This window comes from Allorhizobium sonneratiae (assembly GCF_023700755.1).
GTDB classification, from domain to species: Bacteria; Pseudomonadota; Alphaproteobacteria; order Rhizobiales; family Rhizobiaceae; genus Allorhizobium; species Allorhizobium sonneratiae.
Map to the genome: position 1 here is coordinate 141,612 of NZ_JAMKOJ010000009.1, position 13,136 is coordinate 154,747.

The following is a 13,136-nucleotide window of genomic DNA, read 5'->3' on the forward strand; positions in this document are numbered from 1 at the left end:
GCGACGCATGTATTGGACGGCAGCGTCAGGACAGCCGCGCCGCGGCACCCGGCGTGGTTCCGTATTTCTTTCGAAATTCCCGATAGAAATAGGATAAATCGTTGAAGCCGCAATCGAATGCAATCGCTGTCACGCTCTCCGGCGTGCGCACATGGCCTGCGGTGAGGCGGTCATGGGCGAGCGCAAGACGGCGGTGGAGAATGCGGTGGCTCGGGGTTTCGCCGAGTTGCCGGAAATGGCGCTGCAGCATTCTTTCCGAGACGTTCAGGTGAGACGCCAGACTCTGCGGCCCGAATGCGGGATCGGCGCGGTGGCGGTCTATCACCGCCAAGGCGCGCGACAGAAGCGTCTCGGCCGCATTTGTCCCGCCATGTCCGCGAACCGACAGAATATAGGCCCCGATGAGGGAAAGCAGTGCTTCGCCAAGCTGCATCTGCGCCGCCCCGTCTTCGAGCATCTTGGCGATAACCGCCCGGATCGCAATCCAAAGCGGATCGTGCCGCGAAACGGCAAGACCGCCCGTGCAAACCTTGCCGAACCGATGAACCGCATCGCTGCGCGGAATATGCAGCGAGATTTGGGTCGAGTTGTCGCTCTGATAGGTAAATGTCGAGGGCTTTACGGAATCGACCAGAAACATGTCGCCGGGTTTAAGCCAGACGGCTTCATCACCCTGCGTCACCTGGCAGTGTCCAACGTCCTGCACCAGAAGGAACATGTATTCGCCGGGATCCTGCCGGATACAGCGTGCGTGGCGGGCGATTTTCGACGCTTCGAGCGAGACCACCGCGCTATCGAAAGGACCGAACCGTCTGGCGCTCACATGGCCGTTGACCAAGCCGCTACGGCGCATGGGTTCGAAATCGAAGGCACCGCAGACCTTGCGGATTTCGGCTTCGAGTATCTCTCCCTGTACCGGCTTGAAGACCGGCGTGACCAGCGACCGCATCTCCACCTCCCACGTTCCCGTTAATCCGGATCAGGCCGGTCAGGCCCTTTTCACGTGGCCCTCTCCTCGACCAGCACTGCAAATCCTCCGGCCGCTGCAGCCCTGCGCAGCCCATCGCAAGGTAGATCGACAAGCCCTTCCGTGGCAAGTCGTTCCAGAACGTGGACCACCTCGCGAAGTCCGCGCGCCTCGGCATAGTGCATCGGCCCGCCGCGCCAGCGCGGGAAACCATAGCCATGTATCTTGACCAGATCGATGTCCGCCGACCTGAGGGCCACACGCTCTTCCAGAATGCGGGCTGCCTCGTTTACCATCGGCAGCACGATGGCGTCGGCAATTTCGGCTTGCGTGAATGTGCGCTGGCTTATGCCGGCGGCAGCCTGCGCAATGACGGCCGCGACCGTTTCCGATGGACGCGGCGTTCTGTCGCCCGCCTGATAATCATACCAGCCGCCGCCCGACTTCTGACCCAAGCGTTCGAGGCCGCAGAGACGATCGGCGACAGGCGCGAAGGGCGTTTCGCCGCGTTCGCGAGCCGCCTTGCGCTGGAAGGCTGCAATATCGAGGCCGCCGAGATCCTGCGCCTCGAAGGGGCCCATGGGCATCCCGAAGGCCCGCATGGCAGCATCCACCGCCGAGGGTGTCGCACCCGACAGCAGCAGCCGCTCTGCCTGCGCACGCGTCACCTTGAGGATGCGATTTCCGATGAATCCGTCGCAAATTCCGGCGCGCACCGGGATCTTGGCGAGCTTTGCGGCAAGCGAAAAGCCGGTCGAAAGAACATCGGGCGCCGTGCTTTTCGTTGGGACGATTTCCAGCAGCTTCATGACGTGGGCGGGACTAAAGAAGTGCAGCCCGAGAAAACGCTCTGGATGGGCCAGCCCCTCGCTGATCGCTTCCGGATCGAGATAGGAGGTGTTGGTCGCCAGAATCGCATCAGGACGGCAGACCTCGGAAAGTCGGGCGAAAACCGCGCGCTTGACCGACAAGTCCTCGAATACCGCTTCAATCACAAGATCCGTGTCGGCCAACCGGGCATAGTCGTCGCTGCCCGTCACGCCCGCCATCCGCGCCTTGGCGATATCCGCCGCCATACGCCCACGCTTGACCGAGCCTTCAAAGATCGCGCGCACATTCGTCAGGCCGCGCTCCACGGCGGCCTGATCCCTCTCGATCAGAACCACAGGCAGACCAGCATCGCGCAGCGCCGCCACGATCCCGGCACCCATGGTGCCGCCACCGATGACGGCTGCGGATGCAATGGACCGCGGCGTAACACCGGCAAGTTCCGGCGGTCGTGCGGCAGCCCGCTCACTGAAGAAGACGTGGCGCAGGGCCGCAGCCTCAGCCGACTGCCGCAGGGCCAGGAACGTTTCCCGCTCATGGGCCATGGCGTCGGCAAAATCCGCCTCGGTGGTCTTGCGGATGCAGGAAAGCGCGCGGAGCGGAGCAGCCTCCCCCTTCGCTTTCGATGCAACACCCTTCTCGACACTGGGCCAGAAATCGGCGGCGACCGCCGGAACGGGGCGCGCCGAGATCGGCATGGGTCTTGGTTTTGCCAGGGCTTCCCTTGCAAAGGCGATGGCCTGCGAACGCAGATCGCCTTCTACAATGGCATCGACAAGACCGAGCTCTTCTGCCTTGGCCGCCCTGACCGGATTGCCGCTTGTGATCATGTCGACAGCGGCCTCGACGCCGATCAGGCGCGGCAGGCGCGCGGTGCCGCCGGCACCGGGAACCAGCCCCAGCTTGACCTCGGGCAGGCCAAGGCTGGCGGATGGGACGGCGACACGCCACGCGCAGCCAAGGGCGATTTCGAGCCCGCCACCGAGGGCCGAGCCGTGAATGGCGGCAATCCACGGTGTCCTCGCTGCCTCGATGGCGGCGACCACATCGGGCAGATGCGGCGGCTCCGGCGCCTTGCCAAACTCGCTGACGTCAGCGCCCGCGATGAAGGTACGTCCGGCGCAGAGAAGAACCACCGCTTCCGTGCCGGGGTCGGCGTCGAGGTGCGCAACCGTCTCGACAAGCGCCTGACGCAGCGGCTGCGACAGGGCGTTGACGGGCGGGTTATCAACAGTGACGACGGCAATGTTGCCTTCGCGGGCGATAGTCAGTGTCATGTGTCAGATTCCTAGACAGGCTGCGCGGATGTTTTCATCCGCAATGGGTTCGGCGGCGGGGCCGGACATGGTGATGCGCCCCGTTTCCATGACGTAGCCACGGTCTGCGATGGAGAGGGCTGCAAACGCATTCTGTTCGACGAGAAGAGCAGCAGCACGCCAGCCGCATGAGCGAGGCGATCATTCCGCCAAGCATCACGAATTCGCCCTGGGCGAAGTTCACCACGTCTGAGGCGTTGTCAATGATGGCAAACCCCAGCGCGACAAGTGCATAAACCGCGCCAACGGTGAGGCCGGAATGGCAGAACGCCGCCACCGGCATTGATCTCGTCGATCAGCATCTTCAGCATCTTGGCTGCCGGATCGCCCGGAAATCAGGCGGGGCCGGTCTCCGACGGAGTCGATGGATCGTTTCATGTCTTTTTCCTCCCCATAAAATAAAGTGTATTTCAGGGTCCTCTCATGCCGCCAGAGGGCGGCGCCACATCACCACGCGAAAGCGGCTCGCGACATAAGCCGCATCCGTCAGGCTGGCATTGCCTGCCGGATTGGCACCGGTTACGTGGAAATCACTGAAAGCGGCGCTCTGATTGACATAGATGCCACCGGTCAGATTGACCGAAAGATTGACGCCAGCTGTCGCGAAACGATCCGCGGCAGCAAGGATGCGCGCTTCATCGGTCTCATAGAGCGCAGCGGTAATCGCGCCCTTCTCCTCGGCAAGCCGGGCAGCGAGATCCACCCCGTGGGCAGCATTGTCAACCGCAACAATAAAGGCGATGGGCCCGAAACGCTCTTCGGCATAGGCCTCGCGATCGCGCGCATCGACACCAATGACAAGCGGCGTTGCCGTGCGCGCGCCTTCAAGGCCCGGCACGGGCGCACAATCGCGCAGGATACGGCCCAGCTTCCGCGCCTCATCTATCCGTCCAAGCGTCGCCGGATTGGCGACGGCCCCGCAAATTCCGGCGGCGCGGCCTGGATCGGACAGCAAACGATCGATCGCGCCGGCAATGCCCGAGGCGACCTCATCGAAGCTCTTGAACCCGTCATTCGTCTCAATGCCGTTGCGCGGGACAAAGACGTTCTGCGGCGACGTGCACATCTGCCCGGAATAGAGCGAGAGCGAAAACGCGATGTTGTCGCACATGCCGGCAAAATTGTCGGTCGCACCGATGACGATGGAATTGACGCCCGCCTCTTCGGTGTAGACGTCGGCCTTGCCGGCATTCGCCCGCACCCAATTCCCGAAGCTGCTCGATCCGGTATAGTCGATGATGGAAACCGAGGGATGGCGGACCAGATCGGTGGTGATTTCATGACCCGCCGCATCGGCGGCCAGCAGCACTATGTTGGGTGAAAATCCCTCTTCCGCGAGGACCTGACGCGCGATCTCGACCGTGATGGCGAGCGGCAGGATGGCGGCCGGATGCGGCTTGACGATGACGGTGTTGCCGGTCGCGAGACTTGCGAAAAGTCCCGGATAGCTGTTCCAGGTCGGAAACGTGTTGCAGCCGATGACGAGAGCGATACCGCGCGGAACGATCCGCCAGTGCTTCTCCATCACGATCGGCTCGCCCTTGCCCTGTGGCTTCGTCCAGACGGCCTCGACAGGTGTTCGCGTCATTTCGGCATAGGCATAGGCAACGGCTTCGAGCGCCCGGTCCTGCGCATGCGGACCACCAGCCTGAAACGCCATGGCAAAGGCCTGTCCGGTCGTGTGCATGACACTGTTTGCCATTTCGAAACTGCGCGCATTCAGCCGGGCGATGATTTCGAGGCAGATGCCGACGCGAACCTGCGGATCGGCTGCCGCCCATTGTGCCGCCGCTGCCTGCGAGGCGGACATCAGCGTTTCGATGGAGGCCGCTGGATAGGTGACGCCGAGGGACAACCCATAGGGAGAAACCTCGTCTCCCACAGCGCGCTCAGACGGATGACCGGGAATGTCGAAATGCTTGCCGAGCCGGGCTTCGAAGGCGACAAGACCGTCATCGCGCGCTGTTTCACCATAAATCTTGCCGCTGGGCACTTCGGAATAGGCTGACCAGTAGTCGCGCCTCGCCGCTGCCTCCAGCGCCTGTTGAAGCACTTGATCGTATCGTGCAAAAAGTCTGCTCATCACCACTCCTCCAGCAATGTTTTTATAATTGACTGACCGGTCGGTTTATGCAAGAGATTTTTTAGTCGAGGTGAGGAAAGCGACAGGGAGGCCCAATGTCCAGTTCTGAAACCATTCTTGTGTCGCTTGATGGGGGCGTTCTGACGCTGACCCTCAATCGGCCGGAAAAGCTCAACTCTTTCAATGAGGAAATGCATATCGCCCTGCGCGCCGCCTTCGAGCGTGCGCATGCGGAAGATGACATTCGTGCAATTCTGCTGACCGGTGCCGGGCGCGGCTTCTGTGCGGGCCAGGATCTTGGCGATCGCGATCCAAGCCTGGGCGTTCCCGATCTCGGCCATACGATCGAGACCTTCTACAATCCGCTTCTGCGGCTGATCCGCAGCCTCGAAAAACCGGTCATCTGCGCCGTCAACGGCGTCGCCGCCGGCGCGGGCGCCAATATCGCCTTTGCCTGCGACATCACGCTTGCGGCGCGCTCGGCCCGATTTATTCAGGCCTTCTCGAAGATCGGCCTGGTGCCGGATTCCGGCGGCACATGGAGCCTGCCGCGGCTGATTGGCGAACAGCGCGCCAAGGCGCTGACGCTCACAGCTGAACCGCTTAACGCCGAAATGGCAGCAGACTGGGGTCTGATCTGGCGTGCGGTTGACGACGATAAGCTCATGGACGAAGCCACCGGCCTTGCACGGCGCCTTGCAGAGGGGCCGACCAGGGGCCTCGGGATGACGAAGCGCGCCATCCAGGCGGCTTCGACGAACTCGCTCGATGAACAGCTTGATCTGGAGCGCGATTTGCAGCGGCAAGCTGGCCGCAGCGCCGACTATGCCGAAGGCGTGGCCGCGTTTCTTGCCAAACGCAAACCGGAGTTCAAGGGCAAATGACCGCCTCTGGTCTATCGGCACAAGCGCTCGCCGAGGCCTGCGCCAAATCCATGTGGGACGACGATCTCGCCACGCGCCATCTCGGCATGGAGCTTGTCTCCGTCGCGCCGGGTCAGGCGGTGATTGTGATGACGGTCGCCGAGACCATGGCGAACGGGCATGGCACGTGCCATGGTGGCTATATGTTCACACTGGCGGATTCGGCCTTCGCCTTTGCCTGCAATACCTACAATGCGCGCGCCGTCGCCCAGCATTGCTCGATCACCTATATCGCCCCGGCCCTCGTGGGAGACAGGCTGACGGCGACGGCCACGGAAGTGTCACGGAAGGGCCGAAGCGGCATCTACGACATACGAATCACCAATCAGGCCGGCGAGCCGATCGCCGAGTTTCGTGGCCACTCACGCACGATCAAAGGCACCCACCTGCCCGAGTGAAGGGGCTCGCGGTGACCTGAAATATTTGGAGGAGAAACAATGGAAGATCTGGCCCCCCGCCCCGGAGACCTTGAGGCGATCGAAACCGCATCGCGTGACGAGATGTCCGCGCTGCAACTTGAGCGGATGAAATGGTCGCTGACCCATGCCTATGAGAACTCGGCATTTTACCGGCAGAGGTTCGATGAGGCTGGCGTTCACCCCTCCGACCTGAAAACGCTGTCGGATCTGGCGAAATTCCCCTTCACCACCAAGAAGGACCTGCGCGACACCTATCCCTTTGGCATGTTCGCCGTGCCGCGCGAAAAGCTGGCGCGCATTCACGCCTCCTCCGGAACGACCGGCAAGCCGACGGTGGTTGGCTATACGCAGAAGGACATCGACACCTGGGCAACCTTGGTCGCCCGCTCGATCCGCGCGTCCGGTGGACGTCCGGGTGACATTGCCCATATCGCTTACGGTTACGGGCTTTTCACCGGCGGTCTCGGAGCACATTACGGCGCAGAGAAGCTCGGCTGCACGGTCGTGCCGATTTCCGGCGGCATGACGGAGCGGCAGGTGACGCTGATCCAGGATTTCAAGCCGCGCATTATCATGGTGACGCCGTCCTACATGCTCTCGATCCTCGACGAATTCCGTCGGCAGGGCGTCGATCCCCGCACAAGTTCGCTGGCCGTCGGCATTTTCGGGGCGGAGCCCTGGACCAACGCCATGCGGCAGGAGATCGAGCAGGCTTTTGACATGCACGCAGTCGACATCTACGGCCTCTCAGAAGTCATGGGGCCCGGCGTTGCCAATGAATGCGTGGAAACCAAGGACGGCCTGCACATCTGGGAAGATCACTTCTATCCCGAGATTATCGACCCGAACACCGGCGACGTTCTGCCCGACGGCGAGCTGGGCGAGCTCGTCTTCACCACGCTCACCAAGGAAGGTCTGCCGATCATCCGTTACCGGACGCGCGACCTGACCCGTCTTCTGCCCGGCACGGCCCGCGCCATGCGGCGCATGGAGAAAATCACCGGCCGTTCCGACGACATGATCATCCTGCGCGGCGTCAACGTGTTCCCGACGCAGATCGAGGAGCAGATTCTGAAATGCCGCGGCCTTGCGCCCCACTTCCAGATCGAATTGTCTCGCGCCGGACGCATGGACAACATGACCGTGCATGTCGAATGTACGGTAGAATTCGCAGACGACGCAGCGCGCAGCCACTCGGCGCATGAATTGACGCACCATATCAAGAGCGTCGTTGGCGTTTCCACGCGCGTGAATGTTCATGCACCCGGAGAGGTCGTGCGCTCGGAAGGCAAGGCAAAACGGGTCGTGGACAACCGACCCAAGGAATGAACAACCGGTATGGCCCGGTGACCGGCAGGCGGTATATAGGAAAGAACCTTTCCTTATGCCTCCAGTCGCAAAAGCAGAGCAAGAGACCATGGCACGAACACGTGCAGTCGACTTTGAAGACAAGCAGCGCAGCATTCTCGCGAGTGCTGCGGCTGTCTTTGCCGAAATGGGCATGGAGAAGGCCTCCATGTCCATGATCGCTTCGCATTCGAAAGTCTCGAAGGCGCTTCTCTATCACTACTATCCCGGCAAGGATGCGCTGATTTTCGATATCGTGCGGACGCATCTGAGCGAACTTGATGAAGCGATCGCGGATGCGGACAATCCGAGCCTGCCGCCGGCGGACCGGTTGCGCCTGCTCGTGAAAGCCGTGCTGAAGAATTACGAAGGTCGCGACAACGAGCACAAGGTCCAGCTCAACGGCACCAGCGCGCTCTCCGCCGAGCAGCTTGGCGAACTTCAGGCGATCGAACGGCGGATCGTCAAACGTTTCTCGACGGTCATTCGCGATATCAATCCCGATCTCAACAAGAACCGGCCGCTTCTCATGCCCGTTACCATGTCGCTCTTCGGCATGATGAACTGGGTCTATATGTGGTTCCGCCCGGACGGCCCGGTCACGCGCGACGATTATGCCGACATCGCGACCACGCTGATGCTGGAAGGTCTCAAGGCCGTCTGCTGACGCGCCTGCGCCAACCTGTGTTCAGCTGCGGTCTTCATCGGACAGCCTGCGGACCGTCACGTCCGCAGGTTTTTTCTTTTGTATACCTTGCGGATGCGCCGATCAGGCGGCGCTCTCCAACCAGGAATTGGTCTTCGCAACCATCGTCAGGACATCATACTGGGCGACAACCGCGCCGTTCTGGTTCGTGACCTGGCAATCCCAGCGCACTTCGCCGTGCTCGGCGTTCTCGCGCGGGTTGATATCCTTGCAGGTCAATTGAACCTGAAGCGTATCGCCGGGATTGACCGGGGTGAGGAAGCGGAGATTGTCGACACCGTAATTGGCAAGAACCGGACCCGGCGCCGGATCAACGAAGAGACCGGCTGCAAAAGAAACGATCAGATAGCCATGCGCCACGCGACCGTCGAAGAACGGGTTTGCCTTGGCCGCTGCCTCGTCCATATGGGCGTAGAACGTGTCGCCGGTGAAATGCGCGAAGTGCTCGATATCCTCCAGCGTCACCATGCGTGTTGCAGTCACGAGTTGATCGCCGATTTTCAGCTCCGCCAGAGACTTGCGGAAAGGATGAACGCTATCATTGCGAATGTCAGCGCCGGGCATCCAACGCCCTGCCACCGCCGACAGAAGTGCCGGTGCGCCCTGGATTGCCGTCCGCTGCATGTAATGCTTGACGCTGCGGATGCCACCCAGTTCCTCGCCTCCGCCAGCGCGGCCGGGGCCGCCGTGGACCAGCATCGGTAGCGGTGAACCATGACCCGTCGAGCTTTTGGCGCTCACCCGGTTGCCGATCATAACGCGGCCGTGGAACGGTGCGAGACCGAGCACGAGTTCTTCGGCGAAAACCTTGTCATTGGTGAAGACGGAGGCCACCAGGCTGCCCTTGCCGCGCCGTGCAAGCGCGACCGCCTCTTCCGCCGTCTCGTAAGGCACGATGGTGCTGACAGGCCCGAAGGCCTCGACATCGTGCACAGCTTTCGCGGCCATCGGCCTGTCGCAATAGAGCAGGACCGGATTGAGGAACGCCCCCGCCTGTGCGTCGCCGGAGGCGATTCTGGGATTGTCGGGATCTCCGGCAACGATCTCGGCATCCTGCGCCAGATCACGGATCCGCGCCCGGACCTCCTCGCGCTGCGCGAGGCTTGCCAGTGGTCCCATGCGGGTCGCTTCCTCGGAGGCATTGCCGACGATCGTGCGCTCCAGACGGTCCCGAAGGCTCTTTACGAGATCCTCGGAGAACTGGCGGGGTGCGATGACGCGCCGGATGGCAGTGCATTTCTGGCCCGCCTTGACGGTCATTTCGCGGGCAACTTCCTTGACGAAGAGCTCGAACTCCTCGGTGCCGGGCGCTGCGTCGAGACCGAGCACAGCAGCATTGAGGCTGTCTGCCTCCATGGTGAAACGAACCGAATTTTCGATAATGGCCTTGTGCGTCTTCAGCTTCTGGCCGGTCGCGGCCGAACCGGTGAATGTCACGACATCCTGACCATCGACATGATCGAGCAGATCACCAACGGAGCCGCTGACAAGCTGGAGCACACCTTCCGGCAGGATGCCGGTCTCGATGATGCGGCGGACCATGAGTTCGGTCAGATATGCCGTCTGGCTGGCGGGCTTCACGATCGCAGGCACGCCCGCAAGCAGTGTTGGCGCCAGTTTTTCCAACATCCCCCAGCAGGGAAAGTTGAAGGCATTGATATGCACGGCCACGCCCTGCAAGGGGGTCAGGATATGCTGAGCCGAAAAGGAACTGTCCTTGGACAGATGTTCGAGATCGCCGTCGAGCAGGAGACGCGTATTGGGAAGCTCGCGCCGGCCCTTGGAGGCATAGGAGAGGAGCGTGCCAATGCCGCCCTCGATATCCACCCAGCTATCGGCGCGCGTGGCGCCGGTTGCCGTCGAAAGCGCATAGAATTCCTCCTTGCGCTCCATCAAGGCCTGACCGAGAGCCTTGAGCATGGCGGCCCGCTCGTGGAAGGAAAGACGGCGAAGCGCAGGACCACCCCTGTCACGGCCATAGGCCAGGATCGCCTTGAAATCGATGCCGCTGGAATCGATGAAGGCCACGGGCGCGCCCGTCGATGCGTCCAGCAGGGGCACGCCCTCCCGCGCACCGGCGACCCATTGCCCGCAAACATAGCTCTCAAGCCGACGTGGCTGTTTTGCCAAGACGTTCATGGTTTTTCCTTTCAATTCAGACGGAGCGCGGAAAGCTGCGCATCGACCTCATCTTGCCATTTCGCCAGAAGGGTCTCGTTTGGTGTGTGACGGATGCGCAAGCGCGCAAGCGTCTCGAAACGCCCGGAACTCGATTGTCCGAAGCTCGCTGCAACGCGCGGATACCAGTATTGAACCGAGGCTTTGGCTCGGATCAAGGCTTCGGATTCTTCAAGAACCTGAACCAGACCTTTGAGGCCCAGTTCGGCATGCCGCCTCTCCCGAGGCAGGATGGCGCGAAAGACCTCTGCAAGCGGCTGATAGGAAACGCGGGCAAGCTCTTCGATCTGAATGACGCTCGCCCGTCCCATGAGGACGTTCATGACCACGGCATCAACCCATCCGTCGAGCGGATAGTGAAAGATGGAAAGGCGCATATCGCCGGACTGCCGCGCCAGACCAATATCGGCGTCACGCGCAACGCGGGAAGCCCATGGGTGATGCGCTGCGTAACGTCCGCCATCGGCGCCGAAGGTCTCCATGACCTTCAGCACCCGCGACGCGTGATCCGCCTTTTCGAGAACGATGCGGGCGGCGGAAATGCGCTCCTGGATGCCGGGCGCATCGTTGATCGTATCGGCAAAGCCGGCCGAACCGGCCAGTTCACTGTCGACGAAACTCGCCATGACCCGCAGAAGCTCACCGCGATAACGGGGCGGAACATTGGCGGGAGAGGAAAGCACGCCGCCCTGCGCAAGATAGTCCTCGATTGCGATCTTGTCTGTCACGCCGCCCGCTCCCCTTACTGGTCGTAGCTGACGACGATGCGATCACTCAGCGGGAAGCACTGACAGGTCAGCACATAGCCCTGGCGTACTTCGTAGTCTTCCAGCGCGTGGTTGACCTCCATCTCCACCTCGCCTTCGGTGACCTTGGCGCGACAGGTGGAGCAGACCCCAGCCTTGCAGGCAAAGGGCACGTCCATGGCATTTTCGATGGCGGCGTCGAGGAGGCTGACGCCCTGCTTCGGGAAGTTGAACGTGCGCGTGGCACCATCCAGCGTCACCGTTGCCTGACACATCGCGCCATGATCGGCGCCTGCAACAGTTTCGACGCGACGGCGCGCGCGGCCGGGCTGGGAAGAGGCGAAAAGTTCGAACTTGATCTGATCGTCCCGCAGGCCATGGTCGCGGAGCGAAGCGGCAATTGCCAGCATCATCGGCTCGGGACCGCAGATGAAGGCGGTCGTTATGGATTTGATGTCGATCCAGTGCCTGAACAGCGCCGTGCACTTTTCCGCATCGATGCGACCGGTGAAGAGATCGATGTCCTGGGCTTCGCTCTTCAGCACATGCAGCACGGAGAACCGGCCGAGATAGAGGTTCTTCAGATCCTCCAGCTCTTCGCGGAACATGATCGAACTGATCTGCCGGTTGGCATAGACGAGTGTGAAGCGCGAATGAGGCTCCCTTGCCAGAACCGTCTTGATGATCGAGAGAACAGGCGTGATACCGCTGCCACCCGCAAAGCCGAGGTAATGGCGGCTGGCGGCGGGGTCGAGCGGCGTGTGAAAGGTCCCCATCGGGGGCATGGCTTCCAGGGTCTCGCCGACCTTCAGGTTTTCGTTCGCCCAGGTGGAAAAACATCCGCCCTCGACGCGCTTGATGCCCACCTTGAGCACGCCTTCATCCTTGCCGGCGCAAATGGAATAGGAACGGCGCAGTTCCTCGTCATCGAACTTGCGGCGGAAGGTCAGGTACTGGCCTTGCGTGAAATCGAAAGCGGCACGATCCTCTTCGGATGGCCGCAGCGTGACGACAACCGCATCGCGCGTTTCGCGACGAATATCGGTAACCGTCAGGGAATGGAAACGTGCCATGGACAACCCCTCCCGATGGGTCAGATGCACTTGAAATAGTCGAATGGCTCCAGACAATCGCGGCAGCGATAGCTCGCCTTGCAGGGCGTCGAACCGAACTGGCTGATCTTTTCGGTATCGGCGGATCCGCAACGCGGACACGCCACTGTCAGGTTTGATCGGCCAGAGAGGCGATCGATCCGTTTCATCAGGATGCCGTCGGAGGCAGTCCCGTCGATCGGCGGGGCAATGCCGTATTCACGCAGCTTCTCGCGGCCCTCGGCGCTGATCCAGTCGGTCGTCCAGGCGGGCGATAGCTGCCGCTTGAGTTGAACCTTCTCGATACCCTTTGCGGTGAGTGCCGCCTCGATATCCAGATTGATCACCGAGGTTGCCGGACAGCCCGAATAGGTCGGCGTCACCGTCACCACCAGCGTATCGTCCCGCCATGCGACATCGCGGATGATGCCGAGATCGGTCAGCGAAATGACCGGGATTTCCGGATCCGGCACTTCCGCCAGCCAGTTCCAGACATCCACGATCGATGGACGATGTGCCGTGGTCACTGCCG

Annotated in this window: 11 protein-coding genes and 2 pseudogenes; 4 read left to right on the plus strand and 9 right to left on the minus strand. The window is 61.8% G+C overall.

Annotation, left to right across the window (positions count from 1 at the left end; translation table 11 throughout):
* Positions 1-25: 25 nt before the first annotated feature.
* The 5 genes and pseudogenes from NAC44_RS16490 to paaN all read right to left on the minus strand — a co-directional run bounded on the left by NAC44_RS16490 (position 26) and on the right by paaN (position 5,194).
* Positions 26-949 (minus strand): helix-turn-helix domain-containing protein, encoded by a 924-nt coding sequence (locus NAC44_RS16490; RefSeq protein WP_250942563.1) that lies wholly within the window; start codon positions 947-949, stop codon positions 26-28.
* 50 nt (positions 950-999) lie between these two features.
* Complete coding sequence (locus tag NAC44_RS16495) at positions 1,000-3,072, minus strand: 3-hydroxyacyl-CoA dehydrogenase NAD-binding domain-containing protein (protein ID WP_250942564.1); 2,073 nt, start codon at positions 3,070-3,072, stop codon at positions 1,000-1,002.
* A 3-nt stretch (positions 3,073-3,075) separates the two neighbouring features.
* Positions 3,076-3,219, minus strand: a pseudogene (locus NAC44_RS16500) (ABC transporter ATP-binding protein); the annotation flags it as partial.
* A gap of 10 nt (positions 3,220-3,229) precedes the next feature.
* Positions 3,230-3,394: pseudogene (locus NAC44_RS16505) on the minus strand (ABC transporter permease subunit); the annotation flags it as partial.
* Between the two features lie 138 nt (positions 3,395-3,532).
* Entirely contained in the window at positions 3,533-5,194 is a 1,662-nt protein-coding gene (gene paaN, locus NAC44_RS16510; protein WP_250942567.1) for a phenylacetic acid degradation protein PaaN, read from the minus strand.
* 95 nt (positions 5,195-5,289) lie between these two features.
* On the opposite strand from paaN, the gene paaG reads away from it, so the two are divergent.
* From paaG to NAC44_RS16530, 4 genes are all read left to right on the plus strand, one after another.
* Entirely contained in the window at positions 5,290-6,078 is a 789-nt protein-coding gene (paaG, locus tag NAC44_RS16515) for a 2-(1,2-epoxy-1,2-dihydrophenyl)acetyl-CoA isomerase PaaG (protein WP_250942569.1), read from the plus strand.
* The gene (paaI, locus tag NAC44_RS16520) at positions 6,075-6,515 is read left to right on the plus strand and encodes a hydroxyphenylacetyl-CoA thioesterase PaaI (protein ID WP_250942570.1); all 441 of its coding nucleotides are present in this window, start codon (positions 6,075-6,077) and stop codon (positions 6,513-6,515) included. The genes paaG and paaI overlap by 4 nt, the downstream gene beginning before the upstream one ends.
* Before the next feature lie 39 nt (positions 6,516-6,554).
* Positions 6,555-7,865 carry a phenylacetate--CoA ligase PaaK gene (paaK, locus tag NAC44_RS16525; RefSeq protein WP_250942571.1) on the plus strand — a complete coding sequence of 437 codons (1,311 nt, stop codon included), beginning with the start codon at positions 6,555-6,557 and terminating at the stop codon, positions 7,863-7,865.
* An 88-nt stretch (positions 7,866-7,953) separates the two neighbouring features.
* Positions 7,954-8,550: a TetR/AcrR family transcriptional regulator gene (locus tag NAC44_RS16530; RefSeq protein WP_250942572.1), complete on the plus strand. Its 597-nt coding sequence runs from the start codon at positions 7,954-7,956 to the stop codon at positions 8,548-8,550.
* 102 nt (positions 8,551-8,652) lie between these two features.
* Here NAC44_RS16530 and paaZ read toward each other — a convergent pair whose 3' ends face one another.
* Genes paaZ through paaD form a run of 4 tightly spaced genes read right to left on the minus strand, consistent with a single transcriptional unit; the run spans position 8,653 to position 13,131 of the window.
* On the minus strand, positions 8,653-10,728 hold the full coding sequence (gene paaZ / locus NAC44_RS16535) for a phenylacetic acid degradation bifunctional protein PaaZ (protein WP_250942573.1): 2,076 nt from the start codon (positions 10,726-10,728) through the stop codon (positions 8,653-8,655).
* 11 nt (positions 10,729-10,739) lie between these two features.
* Positions 10,740-11,495 (minus strand): Phenylacetic acid catabolic protein, encoded by a 756-nt coding sequence (locus tag NAC44_RS16540; protein ID WP_250942574.1) that lies wholly within the window; start codon positions 11,493-11,495, stop codon positions 10,740-10,742.
* A gap of 14 nt (positions 11,496-11,509) precedes the next feature.
* A complete protein-coding gene (gene paaE / locus NAC44_RS16545; RefSeq protein WP_250942575.1) occupies positions 11,510-12,586 on the minus strand; it encodes a 1,2-phenylacetyl-CoA epoxidase subunit PaaE in 1,077 nt (358 codons plus the stop codon).
* A 20-nt stretch (positions 12,587-12,606) separates the two neighbouring features.
* On the minus strand, positions 12,607-13,131 hold the full coding sequence (gene paaD / locus NAC44_RS16550; RefSeq protein ID WP_250942576.1) for a 1,2-phenylacetyl-CoA epoxidase subunit PaaD: 525 nt from the start codon (positions 13,129-13,131) through the stop codon (positions 12,607-12,609).
* Positions 13,132-13,136 lie beyond the last annotated feature (5 nt).